Source organism: Ignavibacteriota bacterium, from assembly GCA_016218045.1.
Classification (GTDB): domain Bacteria; phylum Bacteroidota; class Ignavibacteria; order SZUA-365; family SZUA-365; genus JACRFB01.
Window position 1 is genome coordinate 79,551 of the sequence record JACRFB010000056.1, and the last position, 19,996, is coordinate 99,546.

General features: G+C 63.9%; 17 protein-coding genes and 1 tRNA gene. 12 read left to right on the top strand and 6 right to left on the bottom strand.

The features are described from left to right. Positions 1 to 68 precede the first annotated feature (68 nt). The 4 genes from HY962_14600 to HY962_14615 all read left to right on the top strand — a co-directional run bounded on the left by HY962_14600 (position 69) and on the right by HY962_14615 (position 5,016). Positions 69 to 1,244 (top strand): hypothetical protein, encoded by a 1,176-nt coding sequence (locus HY962_14600; protein ID MBI5648159.1) that lies wholly within the window; start codon positions 69 to 71, stop codon positions 1,242 to 1,244. Between the two features lie 9 nt (positions 1,245 to 1,253). Beyond that, entirely contained in the window at positions 1,254 to 2,837 is a 1,584-nt protein-coding gene (locus HY962_14605) for a hypothetical protein (GenBank protein ID MBI5648160.1), read from the top strand. Between the two features lie 11 nt (positions 2,838 to 2,848). Further along, the gene (locus HY962_14610; protein MBI5648161.1) at positions 2,849 to 3,382 is read left to right on the top strand and encodes a nuclear transport factor 2 family protein; all 534 of its coding nucleotides are present in this window, start codon (positions 2,849 to 2,851) and stop codon (positions 3,380 to 3,382) included. 113 nt (positions 3,383 to 3,495) lie between these two features. Continuing rightward, the gene (locus tag HY962_14615) at positions 3,496 to 5,016 is read left to right on the top strand and encodes a WG repeat-containing protein (protein ID MBI5648162.1); all 1,521 of its coding nucleotides are present in this window, start codon (positions 3,496 to 3,498) and stop codon (positions 5,014 to 5,016) included. A gap of 111 nt (positions 5,017 to 5,127) precedes the next feature. Here the strand turns inward: HY962_14615 and HY962_14620 are convergent, their stop codons facing one another. Next, positions 5,128 to 7,809 carry a bifunctional acetate--CoA ligase family protein/GNAT family N-acetyltransferase gene (locus HY962_14620; protein MBI5648163.1) on the bottom strand — a complete coding sequence of 894 codons (2,682 nt, stop codon included), beginning with the start codon at positions 7,807 to 7,809 and terminating at the stop codon, positions 5,128 to 5,130. Positions 7,810 to 7,979: 170 nt separating this feature from the next. Between HY962_14620 and HY962_14625 the strand changes: the two genes are divergently transcribed. The 4 genes from HY962_14625 (at position 7,980) to HY962_14640 (ending at position 11,671) form a co-directional block, all read left to right on the top strand. Next, entirely contained in the window at positions 7,980 to 9,047 is a 1,068-nt protein-coding gene (locus HY962_14625) for a phosphotransferase (GenBank protein ID MBI5648164.1), read from the top strand. Positions 9,048 to 9,205: 158 nt separating this feature from the next. Next, complete coding sequence (locus tag HY962_14630) at positions 9,206 to 9,604, top strand: ATP-binding protein (protein MBI5648165.1); 399 nt, start codon at positions 9,206 to 9,208, stop codon at positions 9,602 to 9,604. Next, entirely contained in the window at positions 9,601 to 10,362 is a 762-nt protein-coding gene (locus HY962_14635) for a nucleotidyltransferase family protein (protein MBI5648166.1), read from the top strand. The genes HY962_14630 and HY962_14635 overlap by 4 nt, the downstream gene beginning before the upstream one ends. A 4-nt stretch (positions 10,363 to 10,366) precedes the next feature. Next, positions 10,367 to 11,671, top strand: coding sequence for an alpha/beta hydrolase (locus HY962_14640; protein MBI5648167.1), 1,305 nt, complete (start codon positions 10,367 to 10,369; stop codon positions 11,669 to 11,671). Between the two features lie 59 nt (positions 11,672 to 11,730). Here the strand turns inward: HY962_14640 and HY962_14645 are convergent, their stop codons facing one another. Both HY962_14645 and HY962_14650 read right to left on the bottom strand, forming a co-directional pair. After that, on the bottom strand, positions 11,731 to 12,456 hold the full coding sequence (locus tag HY962_14645) for a hypothetical protein (protein ID MBI5648168.1): 726 nt from the start codon (positions 12,454 to 12,456) through the stop codon (positions 11,731 to 11,733). Between the two features lie 62 nt (positions 12,457 to 12,518). Next, the gene (locus HY962_14650) at positions 12,519 to 13,826 is read right to left on the bottom strand and encodes an MFS transporter (protein ID MBI5648169.1); all 1,308 of its coding nucleotides are present in this window, start codon (positions 13,824 to 13,826) and stop codon (positions 12,519 to 12,521) included. Positions 13,827 to 13,939: 113 nt separating this feature from the next. Here HY962_14650 and rsgA point away from each other — a divergent pair, with 113 nt between their 5' ends. After that, positions 13,940 to 15,031: a ribosome small subunit-dependent GTPase A gene (rsgA, locus tag HY962_14655; protein ID MBI5648170.1), complete on the top strand. Its 1,092-nt coding sequence runs from the start codon at positions 13,940 to 13,942 to the stop codon at positions 15,029 to 15,031. Between the two features lie 13 nt (positions 15,032 to 15,044). Here rsgA and HY962_14660 read toward each other — a convergent pair whose 3' ends face one another. The 3 genes from HY962_14660 to HY962_14670 all read right to left on the bottom strand — a co-directional run bounded on the left by HY962_14660 (position 15,045) and on the right by HY962_14670 (position 18,018). Continuing rightward, positions 15,045 to 17,048 (bottom strand): helix-hairpin-helix domain-containing protein, encoded by a 2,004-nt coding sequence (locus tag HY962_14660; GenBank protein MBI5648171.1) that lies wholly within the window; start codon positions 17,046 to 17,048, stop codon positions 15,045 to 15,047. Positions 17,049 to 17,165: 117 nt separating this feature from the next. Next, positions 17,166 to 17,861, bottom strand: a complete 696-nt coding sequence (locus HY962_14665) for a hypothetical protein (GenBank protein MBI5648172.1) — start codon at positions 17,859 to 17,861, stop codon at positions 17,166 to 17,168. An 82-nt stretch (positions 17,862 to 17,943) separates the two neighbouring features. After that, a tRNA-Val gene (locus HY962_14670) sits at positions 17,944 to 18,018 on the bottom strand. Between the two features lie 171 nt (positions 18,019 to 18,189). Here HY962_14670 and HY962_14675 point away from each other — a divergent pair. From HY962_14675 to HY962_14685, 3 genes are read left to right on the top strand one after another with little or no spacing between them, the layout of a single operon-like run. After that, the gene (locus HY962_14675; GenBank protein MBI5648173.1) at positions 18,190 to 18,501 is read left to right on the top strand and encodes a hypothetical protein; all 312 of its coding nucleotides are present in this window, start codon (positions 18,190 to 18,192) and stop codon (positions 18,499 to 18,501) included. A gap of 57 nt (positions 18,502 to 18,558) precedes the next feature. After that, a complete protein-coding gene (gene rdgB / locus HY962_14680) occupies positions 18,559 to 19,155 on the top strand; it encodes an RdgB/HAM1 family non-canonical purine NTP pyrophosphatase (protein MBI5648174.1) in 597 nt (198 codons plus the stop codon). A gap of 2 nt (positions 19,156 to 19,157) precedes the next feature. Continuing rightward, positions 19,158 to 19,985 carry a hypothetical protein gene (locus HY962_14685; protein MBI5648175.1) on the top strand — a complete coding sequence of 276 codons (828 nt, stop codon included), beginning with the start codon at positions 19,158 to 19,160 and terminating at the stop codon, positions 19,983 to 19,985. Positions 19,986 to 19,996: the final 11 nt, after the last annotated feature.

The following is a 19,996-nucleotide window of genomic DNA, read 5'->3' on the forward strand; positions in this document are numbered from 1 at the left end:
CGGCGGAGGGTGCGGAGGGCAACAATTCCTCGTATCTTGTGTTTCCGTTGCCCGCACGATGATGCCCCATGGGTGAATCCTCCCCGACAACCACAACACTCCCGTCCCCCGGTTCCGCCCGATATTCGGTGCTCGATTTTGCGCGCCTGGCGGCCGTGTTCATGATGATACAGGGGCACGCGATCGGGACCTTCGTGATTCCCTCCGAGATCCCGCCGTACGAGGGCTTCTGGGGCACGATATACACCTGGCTGCGCGGACTCACGTCACCCACCTTCCTGCTCATCTCGGGCATGGTCAATTTTGTCGGCCTGCGCCGCGACGAAGCGGGGCGCGTGCTGCCGCGCGTGCTGCGCAAGCGCATCAGGCGCGCCCTGATGTTGATCCTCATCGATTACATGCTGGTGTTTCCGAGCGGCAGGGTCTGGGGCCTCGCCGTCCTGACACCCGATGAATGGGGCCGCTTCCTCCATGTCGGGACGCTCAACATCATCGGCGTGTCGCTGCTCATCGTCGTTTTGTTCATGCGGATCACGAGGTCGGACCAATCGTTCGCGATCCTCTGTCTCGGTACGGGTATAACCATCGCGGGTGTGACTCCCTGGGTGCACAATGTGGACTGGTTCGCGCACATCCCCGCGTTTTTTGCGCATTATCTGACGTACAAAGGCGGGAGCTTCTTCTCGATTTTCCCGCATACCGGCTTCATGCTCGTGGGTGCGGGCATGGGCGGGTATGTGCTGCATCTGCTGCGTGATCCGAACCGCTGGAAGTTCACCATCCGCATGGTCGAACTCGGGTTTGCGCTTGTGATGGTCATGCTCGGTGTGGAACTCTTCGCGCCCGTCCTCCTCCCGAAACACGACTTCTTCATCTCGAGTCCTTTTATCTTCGGCGAGAAGATCGGGCTGTCGTTCATGCTCATCTCGCTGTATTCGGTCTTTTTCCATCTGACCCGCCGTTGGGCCCCCACGTATTCGTTGTTGAGCAAAAAGACGATTCACATTTACGTCGCGCATATCCTCTTCATCTTCGGAAACACATGGGTGTGGGGATTCGGCCGCGCATTTGCGGGCTCGCTGCACATCTGGCAGGGAGTGCTGATGGCCGCCGCGGCCATCGTCTTCAGCTTCACCGTCGGCATCGTGACCGCCCGCGCCGAACGCGATAATCCCGCCTTGCACGGCACGCTGCGATTCGGTTTTGCCTGCACACTGACCTATTTCCTCCTCTTCGGAGTCTGATACCCGTCCATGTCACACACTGAATCCGCAGACCGTCTCCCCCGGATAATATTTGCCGTTACCGTCGGACTCGGCTCGTGCATCGCGCTGCTTGCGCTTTTTGTGGAGCCGTATTTCTTCCAGTTTTACGGCGATGCCAACTCGCGTCTGGTGCAGACGCGCATGATCATCGACTCCACCAGCCCCGGCCTGCACTGGATTGGTTCCGTGTGGCTGCCGTTGCCGCAGTTGCTCTTCCTCCCGTTCTCGCTGATTGATCCGCTGTTCCGCACCGGGCTCGCGGGGTTTGTTGTGTGTATGCCGCTGCTCGGGTGGAGCGCGGTGCTCATGTACCGTCTGTTGCGCGATGTCACGGACGAGCCGATCGCCGCGGCGATCGGCGCGCTGTTTTTCGCGCTGAATCCCAACATGCTGTACATCAGCATGACGGCCATGACCGAGACGGTCACCCTGTTCTTCTTTATCGCCTCGGTGCAGCAATGGATGGTCTGGTTGCGCGGCCCGCGCGCCGGGCGTGCGCTGCCACTCCTTCTGGCGTCGCTTTCCGCGGCTGCCGCCACGCTCTGCCGGTACGAGGCCTGGATGTTCACCGCGGTGTTGTTTGCCTTCACACTCGTCGTCCTCCTCCGTCGCCGCGCACCCCTCGCCCGCGCGGGTGTTTCGGTCGCGCTGTCGCTGCTTATGTGGACGGGCGCGGCCTTCTGGCTGCTTTGGAATCACGTGCAGTTCGGCGACGCGTTCTACTTCAATCATGCCGAGTACTACTCGGCCGCGTGGCAGGCCGCGCACAGGCCCGTCCGCGCCCAATATTACCTGCAGTTCCGCAACGTGCTTTCGATTTACGGTGTGACGGCCGCAGCCATTTTCGGGTACGGCTTCCTGGCCGTCGCCGCCGCGGGCACGGTGCTGATGCTGCGCGCGCGCGGCCGCGCCCACAGTATCGCTCTCGCGCTGCTGTTGCTGGTGATGCCCTTCTTCACGCTGCTTTCGCTGTTCCGCGGTGTCGCGGAAATGACCGAGTGGTGGAACTCGCGATACGTGCTGCTCGCGTCGCCGTTTGTGTCGCTCGCCGTTGCGACGGCATGCGCGTGGTGGAAAGGCCGCGGCGGCGGTACACGCGCTCTGGTAACGGCGGCGGCGATTCTGTTTGCTCTCACGGCGGGACTGCAGATGTCCTTGCAGAAAGGCAACGTGGTGACCGTCGCCGATGCGGCAGGCGGATTCTATTACATGCAAACCCCGCACGCAACGGCCGTGGCCGAACATCTGCGCGCGCAGTACCGCGGAGGCGTCCTGTTCTGCGCCACTGGTTCGGGGCAGTCGCATCGAATACTGCAGCCCAGCGGCATCCCGACGAGATCGCTTGTCACCGGACTCAATTTCGACACGCGGAATCTGGACCTCGCCTTTGTCACGTCGTCGTACGAATGGGTGGTTGTCGGACTCGCACCCAGTCCCGACGGCGAAGTGATCGCGAAACACTGGCAGGCCAACGCCGCACTGCTCCAATCCGCCTACGACGAAGTGCTGCGAAACGACTACTACATCGTGTACAGAAAATCCGCCGCGACACGGACGTCGCGCGGCACATGAGGAGGCATCGAATGAACGCATCACGATACATCCGCGCGCTCGCGCTCGGTCTGTTGATCCTGCCCTGCGCAGACGTCGCAGCGCAAAGTGCTGCGGCCTCTGCGGATTCACTGCGCGCCGCACTCGACCGCAGCATCGGGGCCGTGTACGAAATCGTGTCGGGTCCGGCCGGACAGGAACGCGACTGGACGCGCTTCACGACGCTCTTTCATCCGGATGCGCGCCTTGTCTCGATACGCCGCCGCCACATCGACACCGTCGTGACACGTTCCATGACCCTGCAGGACTTTATCGAGCGCGCGACGGCTTCATCGCGGCGTTTCGGTTTTGCGGAGAAGGAGATTCATCGGCAATACGAACGCTTCGGCGATCTCGTCCATGTGTGGTCGGCCTACGAAGTGAATGCCGACGGTCCGCAGGGCGCGCGGACCTGGCGTGGCGTGAACAGCTTCCAGCTCGTGCGCGAAGGACGCGACTTCCGCATACTCTCGATTGCGTGGGAGGACGAGGCCCCGGGACTTGTCTACGAAAAACCCGCCGACTGAACGCGTGGCCGCTTGTTTTGCGCGGCGCCGGGTGTTTTGTATGTTGCCGGGTCAGTCCGCATCCCGCGTACTGCTCCCCTGATCGCTCTCCCACAGCCCCCGGAGTTTTCACCATGAAACGCGCGAGCACCTTGTGCCTCCTCGGTTTGTTCTGCCTTCTCCTCTCATCCTGTTCCAAAGAAGGGGAGTACTCGAGCGAACTGATTCCCGTCGTCATCGACGGAAAATTCGGCTATATCGATCCGACCGGCCAGGTCATGATCGCGCCGCAGTTCGACGCCGCCTCGGTCTTTTCCAACGGCCTCGCCCGCGTCATGAAAGACGGCAAGTGGGGCTTTATCGACACCAAGGGCGCCTACGCGATCGAGGCCAAATACGTGCGCGCCACGTGGTTCTCGGAAGGATATGCCTGCGTGGTGAAGGAGAACGGCTTCCCCGAGTTCATCAATGAAAAAGGCGAGACCATCGCGACGATGAAGGATGCTGAATCGGCCGGACTCGTCGTGGAAGGCCTGGCACCGGCGCGTATGAAGGACGACAAGTGGGGATTTGTGGCGCCCGACGGTACTGTCAAGATCCCGGCAACGTACGAGGAAGTCCGGTTCTTCTCGGACGGACTCGCCGCGGTGAAGGACGACAAGCAGAACTGGGGCTTCATCGACAAGGACGGCAAGGTTGTCGTCGCGCCCGCGTACCGCCGTACGCAGTATTTCCGCAACGGACTTGCAGCGGTGCAGGATGCGAAAGATCGTTGGGGCTACATCGACAAGACGGGCAAACTCGTCATAGAACACAAATATGAAAACGCGCAGGACTTCGTAGGCGATCTGGCCTTTGTGTCGCTCGAGGGGAAATTCGGCGCGATCGACAAGAGCGGCTCCATGGTTATCGCGCCCGCGTACACGGTTGCGGCGCCGTTCACCAACGGACTCGCGGCGGTGCGTGTCGGCGACTCCACAGGGTACATCGACGAGAAGGGCGAGATGGTCATCACGCCGCGTTTCCCGGTCGCTCTGCCCTTCATCGGTTCCGTCGCCATCGCCGGATCGAACGGGAAATACGGCCTCATCGACAGCAAGGGCGCCTATGTCGTGGAACCGCGCTACGAGCGTTTCGACTTGTCGTACCTGCAGGCGCTCAATGAAGGCATCATGGACATCGGCGAATACTTCGTCGTCACCACCGACTATTTCGACGCCAAGGCCGCGGCCGAAGGTGTGTTGAAGAAAACAAGCGCCGAGGCCTTCCTCGGTGTGAACGGCGCCACCACCTTCGCGGATGTGCGCGCATTACACACAAACATCGCGGATCCGCAGCCGGAGCAGGTCGAAGTCCTTATCGACCGGCGGCGAAATGTGACGTCCGGCCTCACGATCGGATCGATGCGTTACACCTTCGCGAGCACGGTGTACGAAAATCCGGGCGCGCTGCTGCGTTCGCTTTCCGTCGAATGCCTTGTGTACGGAGCCGGGAAGCGCGAGGCCTTTATCACGGCGCTGAAAAAGGCGCTGCAGGCCAAGACGGGCATGACCATGACCGAAGGCGAGGGCAACCGCACGGTGTTCAGCGGCGGAACCTGGAGGATCGAAATCCAGGGCGGTTCGCGTGTCACAACACTGGCCGCGTTTTTCTAGACCGGCATACTCCGCCTGAAATAGCGACGGAGCACGGGAGCGACAATGCGCTCCTTCGTGCTCCGTCATTTTTTTTATCGACCCGCCGAGGTTGCAGGCCGCGCGTCCGTGTCAGTCCAGACGTTTGGTCACTTCGACGAGCGAGCTGCCCACGTCGGGGGTGACCGCAAAGTCGCGGCTGCGGAACACGTTGACCATGCGCGGATTGTCGGCCGTGGTCTGCGCCACCACTTCGCGGACGCCGAGGTCGCGCGCGATGTCGAGGCAGTAGTCCGTGAGCAGTCCGCCAAGACCGCGGTTCTGCCACGCATCGGCGACCAGCACCGCGTACTCGGCGTCGGTGAAATCGGGCGACGCGATGAGCCGTCCCACGCCGAGCAGGCGTCTGACGCCGTCCTCTTCGTGTTCCGCCACGATGGCGATCTCGCGTTCATAGTCGATGTAGCAGTAGTGCACCGCGGCCTGATGTGATTCCCAATGGAAGAAGGAGCGGAAACGTGTGTAGATGGATTCGCGAGAACAACTGCGCAACAGATCGAACCACAGCGGCTCGTCCTCGGGTTTGATGGGGCGCAGCAGAATGCGTGTGCCGTCCTCGAGCGCGGTCTCCCGCACGTACTCCTCGGGGTAGGGCCGCAGCGCGAGATGCGCGTACGTTCCATGGGCCACGGGCTCGCGCGACATCACGATGCGCGCGTCGAGCGCGATGGCGTCGTCGGGACGGACGAGCAGCGGATTGATGTCGAGTTCCTCGATCTCCGGATAGTCGGCCGCGAGGTAGGAGAGCCGGATCAGGATCTCGATCAGCCGATCGACATCCATGGGCTGCTGCCCGCGGTACCCTTCGAGCAGCGGCCAGATCTTGAGTGACGAAAGCATGTTGCGCGCGAGCCGCTCGTTGAGCGGCGGGAAGCCGAGAGCGCGGTCCTTGAATAATTCAGCCGTGATGCCGCCCATGCCCGCCATGATGACCGTTCCGAAGACGGGGTCCTTCTTGAATCCGAGTATCATCTCAACCGCGCCCGACGTGCGCACCATGCGCTGCACCGTTGCGCCCTCGAGACGGGCCTCGGGCATCGCCGCGCGCGCGCGCGACTGCAGCGTGTCGAAGGCCTCTATCACGCTGTCGCGGTCGAGAAGGTTGAGTATCACGCCTCCCACCTCGGTTTTGTGCGAGATGTCGGGCGAGAGAATTTTCAGCACGACAGGGTAGCCGATACGGTCGGCGATGTCGGCCGCTGCATGGGCGTCGGCCGCGGGCCAGGGCCGGGTGGACGGGATGCCGTAGGCCTCGAGCAGCATCTTGGAGACGTGTTCGGGGAGCACCGGCCCCTCCTGCCCGATCATCGACGCGAACTGTGTTTTCACCTGCGCGCGGTCGTACGGGATGTGCACGGGCACGTCTTTCGGCGTCTCGTACAACGTCTCGAGATTGCGCGCGTGCGAGACCAGTGTCATGAACGCGCGCACACCCTGTTCGGGCGTGGTGTAGGTGGGCACGCCCGCGTCGTTGAGGAAACGCACGCCATCGCGCATGCTGGCTCCGCCGAGCCAGGCCGCGAGCACGGGCTTCGAGGATTTTTGCGCGATGTCGGCGACGACCTTGGCGATCGATGTGGGATTGGTCATCGCCTGCGGCGTGAGGATCACGAGCACGGCGTCGATACCCGTGTCGTCGAGCAGAATGGCGAGCGCCTTTTCGAAACGTTTCGAGCGCGCGTCACCCAGGACGTCGACGGGATTTCCGTGCGACCAGATCGGCGGCAGGCACTCGTTGAGCCGCGTAAGTGTCGCGTCCGACAGCGGCGCAAGCGAGCCGCCGGCCTCGAGCAAGGCGTCGCTTGCCATGACGCCGGGTCCGCCCGCGTTGGTCAGGATCGCGAGGCGCGGACCATGCGGCGTCTTCTGCCGTCCGAGCAGTTCCGCGCAGTCGAAGATCTCGCCGATGTCGTACACGCGGGTGACGCCGACGCGCCGGAAGGCCGCGTCGTACACGGCGTCTTCCGAGGCCATCGCGCCCGTGTGCGACGCGGCGGCGGCGGCCGATTCGCCGAAGCGGCCCGCCTTGTAGGCGAGGATCGGCTTGGTGCGCGCGAACGATCGCGCGGCCGACATAAACTCGCGCGCGCGGTTGATCGATTCGACGTACAGAATTATCGCCTTCGTTTTTTCGTCCTCGCCGAAATAATCGATGAGGTCGCCCACGTCCACATCCATCGCGTTGCCGATCGAGACGAAATACGAGAAGCCGAGTTTCTCGTCGATGGCCCAGTCGAGCACCGAGGAACAGAGCGCGCCGGACTGTGAGATAAAGGCGACATGGCCGTCGCGCGGCATGCCGTTCGCGAAGCTGGCGTTGAGACCAAAACCGGGAGCGATGACGCCGAGGCAGTTCGGCCCGAGCGCGCGCATCGAGGGGAAACGCGCGAGGGCGGCGCGAACCTCGTCCTCGAGCTGCCGGCCTTCGGGTCCGACTTCACGGAAGCCGGCCGAGTTGACGATGAGTCCGCCGACACCGGCCTCGCCGCATTCGATCACCGCCGCGGGCACCTGCGCCGCTGCGGTGCAGATGATGCCCAGGTCGGGCGTTTTCGGCAGCGAGCGCACGTCGGGATAACAGGGGATGCCCAGCACCGCCTCGCTCGTGGCGCTGACCGGGTACACAACGCCGCGGAAACCGCCGCCGACGAGATTGCTGAGTATCTTTCCCCCGACGCTCTGCGGGTTGGGGGTGACGCCGACAACGGCGATGCGTTTCGGCTGGAAAATGGGGTCGAGATTGTGGACAGGCATGAGGTGCGTGATGTGTTGATCGGTGAAGAGGGAAATGCGCGCATCGTGGGAGCGGGCAGGGTGTCGCGGCAGGGGAAAAATACGGCGCGGCGGAACAGGGAAAAAATAGGAGCTGATAGTCCGAAATACTGCCGGTTTCAAATGTTCGCCGCGTCGGATACTTTGCGGGCATGGAAACACGGGACGCGTACACGGATCAGGTGCCGGAGGAGGCGCGGCGGGAGCGGCTCGCGGCGCTGTACCGCGAGGTCTTCTCGTCCGATCCGTCCGGCATACTTGCGCTGCGCGGCGACGGTTCCGAACGCCGCATCTACCGGCTGCGCGGCGACGGACATTCGGTCATCGGCATCTGGGGCGACAATGTTCCCGAGAACCGCGCCTTCCTGGGCTTCACCGCGTCCTTCCTCCGCTGCGGCCTGCCCGTGCCGCGTATCCATGCCGTTGCCTCCGACGAGCGCGCCTACATCGAGGAGGATCTCGGCGACGATCTGCTCTTCGACTGGGCGCGGACGCGCCGCGTGGAGGGCGACCTCAATGCGGAGGCCTTCGACATGTATGCCGAGGTGCTGCGTGATCTCGTACGCTTCCAGATCGACGCAGCGGAGGCGGTGGACTACGGCCTCTGTTACCAATGGCCGGAATTCGGCCTCGAAGCGCTGACGTTCGACATGCAGTATTTCCGCGAGCAGTTTCTCGAACGCAGCGGCGCACGCTTCGACCGCGCGGCGTACGACGAGGACTGCGGCCGCCTCATAACCTATCTCCTGCGCGCGGACCGCACCCATTTCCTGTACCGCGACTTCCAGTCGCGCAATGTGCTGGTGTGCGGCGGCATGCCGCGCTACATCGACTATCAGTCCGGCAGGCGGGGCGCCCTGCACTACGATGCCGCCTCGTTGCTCTACGATGCCAAGGCGCGGATCGGCACGGAAACCCGTCGCGCGCTGCTTGACGAATATCTTGCGGCGGTGTCCAGGCGCCTGCCCGTCGACACTGCGGAGTTTTACCCGCTCTTCGACGCGTATGCCGTGGCGCGGGTGATGCAGGCACTCGGGGCCTTCGGAAAACTCGGCCTGTATCTCGGCAAACCCGGCTTCCGCTCATCCATCCCTCCCGCGCTCGAAAATCTGCGCGGCCTGGCTGAACACGCCGAGGTGTTCCGCGCTCTGCCCGCCCTGCGCACTCTTTTTCAGGCGCTTCCCGACATGCTGTCGGACCATGATTTTTCTGAACCCTGACCGCAGGCCCGCCCGTCCGACACCCACGGACCCGTGCGTTCGGGTGCGACGTGTTGTTTCCCGAGTACGCGGGCCTCATCTTGAAAATTGTCCCTGTATCCGGGACCGCGGGCGGGACGGGTATAAACAGAATACACACTCCGAAACAGTTCAAATACATGGCTCTTCACGTCACCATATTCTCGTTCGGATTCAGCCGCAGCGGACTTCCACGCGACAGGCACGGCAACGGGGGCGGATTTGTCTTCGACTGCCGTTTTCTCCCGAATCCGGTGTATGTGCCGCATCTCGCGCCGCTATCGGGCAAGGACGACGCGGTGGTCGAATACTTCGCGCAGCAGGAAACCGCGCTGCAGTTTGTGGACCGTGTCACGGCCATGATCGACTCCGCGGTCGATTCGTACCTCGAGCGCGGCTACGAGGATCTTCAGGTGGCCTTCGGCTGCACCGGCGGACAACACCGATCCGTGTATTGCGCCGAGCGCCTCACGGCGCATCTGCGAGCGCGCGGCATCACCGTCGCGCTTCACCACGCCGAGGAGGGTGCCTACTGGTGAAGGCGCTCGTACTCGCGGCCGGATACGGCACACGTCTTGCACCCCTGACGGAAAGCACACCGAAGGCGCTTGTTCCCGTCGCGGGCCGCCCGATGATCGCGCACGCAATCGATCATTGCATTATGGCCGGTTGCGACACCATCGTCGTGAACGCGCACCATCACGCCGACCAGCTCGTGCGGCATGTGCGCGAGACCGAGTACGGCGCGCCCGTTGTGGTGTCAGTCGAGGAGGTGATACTCGGTACCGGCGGTGGCATTCTTGCGGCGCGGCGCTGGCTCGACGACGGCGAACCCTTCCTCGTGCACAATGCCGACATCGTATCCGACATCGACCTGCGCGGGCTCGTGCATGCCGCGGAGGCGGATCACTGCCTCGCCGCTCTCGCGGTGAATACGCGCGAAACCTCCCGCGGCGTGCTCTTCGACGCGGACCTGCGCTTCCTCGGCAAGGAGGTGTGGTTTGCGGATGCACCCGCGTCGGCCACCCGCCGTTTCGGATTCTGCGGCGTACACGCCATCCATCCGCGTATTTTTTCTCTCGGCCATGCCGAGGGTTTTTCCGACATTTTCGACATATACCGCCTGGGCCTCGATAGCGGCCTGTACCTCGTGGCGCGGCCGCACGGCGGACGCTGGCGCGACCTCGGCTCGGTCGAGAGCATCACGCGGTACGAGGCGGATATGCGCGAGGCTTCCGCATCGCCGTCCGCGGACGCGCCGCGCGATTCACACCGACATTCCACAAGCGATTCCTAAAAAGATGGCACCACTCCGTTCCGCGATCATCCTGCTTCTTACTCTCACACCGCTGCTGCTCAACGCGCAGTCGCGCGCGGGCAACGATCCGAAGCGCGTCGCGGCAGATGCGTGTGTCACGTCCTTCATGCAGTGGCAGCCCGAGCGGCTTGCGGCGCTGCTGCATCCCGGGCTGCTGCAGCTCCGGCCCATCGACATGTGGAAGTCGTTCCGGCAGCAGGTGCTGAACATGGGAGGCAAATACCTCGGGCATCGATATCACCGATCCTCGCGGAAACACGATGTGACGACGCTGGTGTACCGCGTCACGTTCGCGCGTGATTCGCTCGAGTTTCTCGTCTCAATCGATTCCCTGAATCTGGTGGAGTCCTTTTCGGCCGAGGTCATCGAACAGACCTTCAGCTACCCCGCGCCGCCCCACGCGTCACGGTCGCGCTTCACGGAAAAGAAACTCACACTGGCCGTCGACAGCGCGCGCCTGCCTGCCCGTATCGCCGTGCCCAAGGGCAAGGGACGTTTCCCGGCCGTGGTGCTTGTGCATGACGCGGGACCACACGACATGGACATGACCACCGGCGGCCTGAAACCCCTGCGCGACATCGCCTGGGGATTGGCCTCGCGCGGTGTCGTCACGCTGCGCTACGAGAAGCGGACCCGCGTGCTCGGCCGCGCTTTCGACATGCGCGGCGCGACGGTGAAACAGGAAATCACCGACGATGTGCGCGCTGCGGTGCGCCTGCTCGCCGCCCGCCGCGACGTGGACCCGTCGAAGATACTCGTCGCGGGCTACGGTCTCGGCGGCATGACCCTGCCCGATCTTGCGCGGGCCGACAGCGCCGTGCGCGGCATCGCGCTCCTCTCCGTGCCGGGGCGTCCGCTCGAGGACGTGCTCGACGCGCAGTTGCACGAGCGCCTCGCGCAGATGGATTCCTCCGCGCAGGACGAGCGGACGCGCATCGAACAGTCGCTTGCCGCGCTTGCGCGTGTGCGCAAAGGCGGCGCGTCCGCGACCGATATTGTCATGGGTGTTCCTGCCTCATACTTCTACGACCTCCGCGGCCGCGATCAGGTCGTGAGCGCGTCGGTGCTCGACATTCCCATGCTCCTTGTCACGGCGGGCCGCGACACGCAGGTGGGCGCCGTCGACCGCGACATCTGGGCGCGCACGCTCGGCGCGAAAAAGAACGTGCGCCTGCACTTCTGCGAGAATTGCTCGCATCTGTTGAACGACACCGCCGAAGCCGCCGCGATGGGGCATGTGACGGAAGAGGTTCTCACACTTCTCGCCGCATGGGCGCAGGGGCGCTGAGTCTCAAGGCCTGGATTGCCGCGACCGGAACGCCGCTCGACCCGCCGCGGCTGCAAAACTCAGACGCTGTGTTGCACTATCGCCGCGGCGCGTTCGAACACGTCTTCGAGAGCGGGCCCGAGCAGCGCGGGATCGTCGGTCTTGCTCGGCACATTGTGGAACACGACGTAGGGCACCGCGCGTCCCTTGATCTCGATGTGGGTGGGTGAGGCAGCCGAGACCTCGTCCCAATCGATGTGGCGATAGAGGCGCTCGAGTTTCTCGTCGGGAAGGCCGTGCTCGAGGATGCTGTCGGGGCGCGCGGGATTGTAGCGCTTGCGGTTTTTCCGCAGCGATTCCTCGTAGGTGACGTCGATAAAAACGATGACGGCGCGCTCGAGGATACGATCCGTGAGATGCGCAAAGGCCGAGGCGTATCCGCCGTGTTCGGTGCCGCGCGAGAATTCGATGACTGCCGTGCGTGTCGTGTGGTAGTTTTCGTCGCGCAGATGTTTGTCGTACTCAAGGCCGATGCGCTCGATGAGCAGGTCCCACTGGTACTGGTGGAGGAAGTAGCCGTCGGCGTCGGTGTGTATGCGCGGTTTCCCGAGGCGTTTTTCCAGAATGGCGTCTTCTTCGAACCAGGTCCAGAGCATGGGGAAATCGTCGATCTCGTCGAATTCCCCGATGCCGAATCGGCGCAGCCGGTCTTCGACGGGAGTCTTCTTCAGATAATCGATCACTTCGGATTTGCCCGCGGCGGGGCGGCCTATCAGGATAATGACATCGAATTTGTGTGAAATCATGCCGGAACTCGAATGAATGAGTATGGAACAGTGAATGACGGACGGAACACGGGCAACGCGCCTCAGTGCGCTCCGCTCGAGCTGGGTCGCGCGTTCCAGAGCACCAGCATGAGCACCGCGCCTATGAGCGAGAAGCCGATCATGCTGGGACCCCAGACGGTCCACCCGAAGTTTTCCAGCAGCCAGCCCATGCCGAGACCCACGGCGGCGCCGCCGATGTACTGCATGCCGTCGAACATGCCCGCAGCGGTGGCCGCGGCCTTCTGGCCGCCGAAGTCCATCGACGCCGTGCCCGAGAGCATCGAGTGCACGATACTGATCGCCATGGAATTGACGATGAAGGCGGCGATGATGAAATCGGTGTTTGTTGTCTGCCACACCACGGCGAGCGCGGCGATCTGCAGCGCGTATCCGATGAATGCCACGGGGGTCCGCCGCGAGTTGAAGAACCAGTCCGAAATGGTGCCGGCCATAAAGGCGCCGAGTATGCCTGCGAGCACGACGGCTATCGCGCCCTTTTGGAATACGGGCGAATCGAGCGGCAGATGCTGCGCCTCCTGCATGTAACGCGGGAACCACTGCTCGAAGCCGTGCCGAACGAAGCCGGTGCAGAATTCCGCCGCCGCAATCGTGATGGTGACGGGATTTGTGAACACCTTCCGGAACACAAAACGGAAATCGACCTTGCCGGTGTAGCCGCTGGTGGCGTCGGCAGTGTCGAGCGGCGGGAGCCCCGCATCCTCGGGCTTGTCGCGCACAAACATCCAGGTCAGGAACGACATGATCGACACGATGACCGCAGGGATAAAAAAGACCCACTGCCAGGGAAGCACGGTCACGATGATGCCGCCGAGAAAAAAGATCAGCGCGCGGCCGCTCTGTATCATCGATCCGAAGATGGCCGAGAACACGCCGCGCTCGCGCACATGGAACCAGCCGCTGTTCACCTTGATGAGAGAGAGCGCGCTGTACGACTGGAAGTAGTTGTTCAGCGCCCAGGTGACGGTGAAATACCCGAGCAGGAAGGAACCCGTGCCGAGGAAATTGAGATAAGCGCCGAGGCCGAAAAGCAGATTGAATACCGCCGCGCCGATGGATCCGATCAGCATCGCGCGCCGGCCGCCGATACGGTCGGCGATGGGGCCGTTGAAGAGCGCCGAGAATCCGTACAAGGTCAGGGCCGCGGTGATGATGGCGCCGATCTCCGTTTTGTCCCATCCATAGTTGTCGGAGAGGGCCTTGTTGGCGAAACTCAAATTGTAGCGCGCCATGTACATCACCGCGTAGGTGAAGCCGAGCGTCAGCCAGTTGATGCCGCGGCGCCTGCGGAAGGTCTCGTCGTGGTTGAGCGGATTTCTCTTGAAGTTCATGCGGTCCGGCCTCTGTGAAGGAAAAAAAAGATAGGACAAATCGTGATGGCGCACCAGCGGGACCATTCGCAAATGCGGCGGCGAAGGGCGATATTTCCGGTTTCTCCGCAATCATGACACGCGACGAAGATCAGGAACAGCAGCCCCGAAAAATCGACAAGCGCAAGAGCGTCGAGAAGCTCTGGCGCAAGGGCGAGACGCGCTGGCGTTACGAGGGCGACGGGGAGAGCGACGCCGACACCGAGACGCGCAAACGCACGTCGCCGCGCATGCACCAGCTCGCAAGACCCGAGAACGAGCGCGATGCGCTCGTGATCGAGACGGGCGGACCCGCGGTCATCCTCCTCGACGGCGAGGAGGAGGTGCGGTCGCGGCCGCGGCGCTCGACCACCACCGAAAATCCGCGCGCCAGCCTGCTTGTCATCGGCGACCGCGTCCGATACGTGCCCGCGCTGGAGGGCGACGGCGTCGTGACGCATATCTACGCGCGGCGCACCGCGCTGTCGCGCTCGTCGATCGGTGATGCCAAAACCGCGGCGGTGATTGTCGCCAATGTGGATCTGCTCGTGGTTGTCGCCGCGGCGTCCACCGAGCTGCTGCGTCCGGGACTCATCGACCGCTATCTCATCGCCGCGGCGATGGGCGGCATCGAAGCCGCCCTGTGTATCAACAAGATGGACCTGCCCGACGACGAGGACTGCGCCATCGTCGACGAGATTGCGGATGTGTACCGCGACCTCGGCTATCCGGTCATCTACACGAGTTGTGTCACCGGCGAGGGCATCACGGCGCTCGCCGATTTGCTGCGCGACAAGATCGCCGCGTTTTCCGGCCACTCGGGCGTCGGAAAAACCTCGCTGCTGAACCGCCTCGTGCCCGGCTCGGTGGAGAAGGTGCAGCATCTGAGCATGCAGAGCCAGCGCGGCGCGCATACCACGACAAAGAGCCTGCTGTGCGAGCTTCCCAACGGCGGCTTTATCGCCGATACGCCGGGAATACGGGAGTTCGGACTCTTTTTCTTCGACCGCGACGAACTGCGATCCTATTATCCCGAATTTGTGCGTGTCGCCGACGGCTGCCGCTTCCCCTCGTGTACACACACGCACGAGCCCGACTGTGCCGTGGTCCGCGCGGTCGAAGAGGGCGCGATTCACCCGCTTCGATACCGCAATTACCTGCAGATACTCGAGAGCGAGGAGCATTAATACGCGCGGCCTGTCACGGACGCAGATCGAGCTGCATCGAGAGGCGCCCCGTCTCGTCGCCCGCGATCGCGTCGTCGCCGCTGCCGATTGCGACCGCCCCGGGACGCAGCGATTGTGACCAGGCCAGCGCGCAGGCACCCCAGGGCCAGCGCAATTGCGCCGAGAGCACACAGCGCGCGCCGCGGCCGTACAGCGCGGCACTACTCACGGCTCCGGGCAGCGTCGACTCCGCCATGTACAGGCGCGTGTCGTACGACCCCGTCTCGTGGAGGCAGACGCGTCCACGCAGGCGCAGCCAGTCCGCCGGCGCAAGGGCCGCATCGGCAGCGAGCAGGTAGCCGCTTTCGGCGGCGCGCGGCAGCGTCCACCGCGCCGAGACGGCGTCGCAGCGCAGCCGCAGGCCAGATCCCTCGGCGTCTTCGAAGCGCAGTTCGACGCGCCCGCTCTCGTGGCGCCGAGGCACGAGGGCGCGTAGCTCGCGCCCCTGTGCATCAACACCGGCGCGTGTGTCGTCGCCGCTGCGGCGCGTCCAGCGCAGCTCGAGCCGTGCGCGCGACGAAATGCGCCATAGTGTTTCAACGCGCAATTCCGACGCGCTGACGGGCAGGTCCACTGTGGCGGTCGGCACCGGACGGCGATAGGCTTCGACGCCGAGCGCGAATTCCAGCTCCGGTAAAATCGGAGCCGCGAGTCCGAAACGCCAGCCGTATTCGTTGCGGGCCGAAGCGCCCGTCCCCGCGATCGATCCGTACAGCGACTGGAAGCGCGGGCTGCAGGCGCGGATGCCGACCCCCGCGCGCAACGCGCGATCGACGGCATACTCCGCGCCCGCGGCACAGGCGGCTCCGCCTCCGGCGTTCGCCGCGCATTCAGCGGCGGCCCACCAGCGCCGCCCCTCCGCCCGCGCATACACCGAACCCGCCGCCGCCGAGCTCCCGCGGTAGTCCCACGGACTCGACGCCGCGACGAAGCGGCTGAAACGTGTACCCACGAGGACCGCGCCCAGGGACATACGCAGCGCCTCGTTCTCGAAGTCCAGCTCCGCAGCGCATCCCGCGCGCCAGCGCTCGGCCGAGGCGCGCGCGGCCTGCTCGGATGCGCTGCGATGCAGTCCTGTCTCGTACGTGCCCGCGAGCGACCCGTCCAGCGAATCGACGCGCCCGTCCAACGGCGCGCGCGCCGCAAAAACGAGCATCTGCATGGAGCCACTCCGCAGTCGCGCCGCGAGCCCCGTCTCGGGCGGCGCGCCGCCACCCGGCAGAGAGGGCGACAGGGCGAGGGCGGCGGACGTGGCCGCGCCACGCGTATCCAGCGCGGATGTGCCCCGGCCCGGCGATCCGAGAACCAGTCCCGTTCCCGCCCCAATACGGAAACATCCGAGCACGATATCCTCTATGTCGCCGTCGGGTTCCGCGCGGAGGTACCAGGCGGCATGGTCGGCCCACGACAGTTCGCCGGGATCACGCGCGATAAGTGCTCCGCCGCCGAATGTATGTGGGGACTGTGCGGTGACACGTATCGAACTGCGTCCGGGCGGACCGGTCCAGGCGCCGCGTGTGAAGCCGGCTTTTTCCTGCTCGTCGTGTTCGAGGCGAGTGCGCAGACGCGCGTCCCAGCCCGCGAAGGCGGGCGCGGCCTCGTCGCCCGGACGCAGCCAGACGCAGCGACGCAGTGCTGCGAGGGTTTCGCGGTCAAGTCCCGCAAGTAGCTCGAGCTGCTCCCATCGCGCGAATTCCCCCAATCGTCGGCGCAGACGCACTACGGCGCGGGCCTGCTGCTCCGACAGGCAGGGCAGCGCGAGGATCTCTGTTTCGCGCGCGGTGTTCAAGTTCAGCGGCGCGGCCTCGGCGCGTTCGAGCGCGTCGATGTATTCACGCGCCTGCTGCTCGCCGCCCGCGTCGAAGGCCGTGCGCTCGATGACGTCTTCCACGAGGCGCTCGTCGCTCTGCGCGGCGGCGCTCGCCAATGCGGCGCAAAACACGACGGCGCCTATTCCCGGAAAGTATGTGTGTGCCACGCTGTCCCTCCCTGTGACGTGTCTCCCGTCCCTTGTACGCGCGGCGCTGCGCGGCGGTTCCCGCGTCGGGTAAAAAAAAAGGGCGCCGAAGCGCCCTGTGTCGGGAAGAGGGGGGGCTTATTTGCCGCCGTCGACCGGGGGATGACCCGCGGGCATGCCGGGAGCAGCCGTCGGTTCCTCGATCTTGATGTCCTGCGCGGGCGTGAAGTCCGCAATCGCGAGGTCCACATCCTCTTCAAATTTTGTCGCGACGAGGGCAAACTTCATCCCGCCCATCGGCATGTCCTGCTTCATCACGATGCCCTTCCACATACAGATCTTGCCGCCGCCGGGAAGTTCGTACGCTTCACATTCCTTGCCCAGGATGGTTTCCTTGCCGGCCTTCTTGCCGCCCATCATGCGCTGAATCATCTCGCCGCCCACGTTTTCCTTCTGCTCGGCGGTGAACGAGGCGGTCAATTCCTTCAGACCCTTCCAATCGAAGGGCGACTTCTGCGCGATTTTCTTCGCGAGATCCACCGAGTAGTTCACGGTGTCGCAGCGCAGGGTCAGCGTCTTGATCGGCGTGTTCTGTCCGTTCATCGCGATCGTGAAATCGTCGCTGTCGGATTCATACATGCCGTAGTTTGCGAAGGAGATCACCTTCGTTCCCTTTGCGTCGCCGGAGTAGGTGTAGGTGATGCGCGCGTTCGGGATGCTGTACAGCTTCACTTCGGGCGCGGTTTCCTTCAGGCCCGTGTCCTTGCCGCAACCGGCCAGGCACGCGAACGCCACCAGCGCGACGGCGAACAGGGGAAGAGCAGTGCGTTTCATTCATTTCCTCATGAGTGTGTAGAGAGAGTGGTGCATTCGCGACACGGCCGGCGCGGGGCAGCTCCATGCGCGGCACGGAGTGTGGGCAGTGAGGGATTCGAACCCCCGACCTTCTGGGTGTAAACCAGACGCTCTGAACCGGCTGAGCTAACTGCCCGAAATGCCAGACCTGCATTTTACGGCTTTCCCGCATCCGAAACAAAAACCCGCCATGTCCGGATTAGAGGACCAGGGATACCGGCGAAACTCCGAGGTCGGGCGGCCCCTGCTTCCGACTCGGAGCCGAATGTTGTATCATCGACGCATGTCCACTATGGAAGGTGCCGCCATGCGTCGTGCGTTGTTCATGTTCCAACCATCACCCGCCGCAGCCGATTCCCAGGCGTCCGTGTTCGGCGGCTGGCTGTCCCTGCTCAAGGATCTTCCCGGCGTGCTGTCGATGGATGTCTCCACCGTCGTGGAACGGCCCTTCGGCAACATCCCCGCGGCGGGCATCGTCGAGGTGGTGTTTGCGGACGAGGAGTCGATGACGCGTTCAATGGCGTCGCCCGCGGGCAGGAAACTCGCGCGCGAAATCATGGCCGATCCGCGCGGCGCTCCCGAACTGCTGGTCTGCGAGCCGTGGAACAGTGCGGGCTAATACGTATCTTCCGCCTCTTCCAGCACCGTCACCACCCCGGCCCCAGCGACCATGATCATCGATTCGCTCGTCATCGCCACCCGCAACCGACACAAGACCCGCGAAATCGCGGCGCTGCTCGCGCATCTGCCCGTGCGTGTGCGCGACCTCAGCGAATTTCCCGACGCACCCGAAGTGGAGGAGGACGGGGAGACGCTCGAGGCGAACGCGCTCAAGAAGGCGCGTTCGGCCCATGCCCATACCGGACTCCCGGCCCTCGCGGATGATACGGGACTCGAGGTCTTCTACCTGCTCGGCGCACCCGGCGTGTACTCCGCCCGCTACGCGGGGGAACAGGCCACCTATGACGACAACAACCGGAAACTGCTCGACGCCATGAAGCAGGTGCCCGCGCGCAAACGCGACGCGCGCTTCCGTTGTGTTGTCGCCTTCGTGTATAAAGGCGAGGCCCGGACCTTCGAGGGCGCGATCGACGGCCATATAGGCATCGAGCGCCGCGGCACAAACGGCTTCGGCTACGATCCGGTGTTTTATCCCGCGGGCGACACCCTCAGCTATGCCGAAATGAGCGACGCGGAAAAAAATGCGATCAGCCATCGCGCGCGCGCCGTGTCGGCCTTCGCGCGGTATCTCGAGGACGTAAACGGAAAATAATCATGCGTAACAGACCATACATCCTTCTTGCTCTCGCCTGTCTCGCTCTCTGGGGCGGTCTTTCCTGCACTGGCGACGATCCCGTGCCCGTCACTTCGACGGAGCCGCTTCTGCACGACGCGCAGTTCTATCCCACTACGTCCGGCACCTTCTGGCGCTACCGCGTCGATACGACCGGCGCCGACGGCCGCACCGTGCGTGATGTCGAACGACGCACCGTGCGTATCGGCCGCACTGTCACGATCGACAGCACCGTGTACACGGTGCAGGAAACTGAAATAGTGGCGGGTGTCGATTCGCGCTACGACACGGTGTACATCCGCAAGGACGCCGCGGGCGTGTGGCTTTCGAGTCCGACATTGAGGCAGCTCTCGGTGTTTGCGGGCATTCCCGGCTTCCCGGGTTTCCCGAAGGAATTCCTCGTGATGCCGGCCGATCCGGCCACGCAGGCAAATTGGGACATCATCCGCTTCGACTTTACGCCCATACCGTTTGTGCAGATCTATTATTATGTCACCGCGGCGTATCTCGGCCGCGAGACGATTCAGACGGATTCGCATACCTACCGCGAATGCGCCCGCATCCGCATCTCGCTCAACATGCGCTTCCCGAATCCGCAGAATCCGCAAGACATCCTCAATCCCATCATCGTCCGCGACGATGCGGAATTCTGGCTCGCGCGTCCGCTCGGCCTGGTGGTAGGCGACGGCGCGGAATCGATCTTCACCATGCTCAGCGGACGTATCCCCTTCAGTCTCGTGCGCAAACGGATGCACATGGAGGTGCTCGGGATGGACATCGTGCAGCCGCCGGATCCCTGCGGCACGTAATCGTCCTGCCC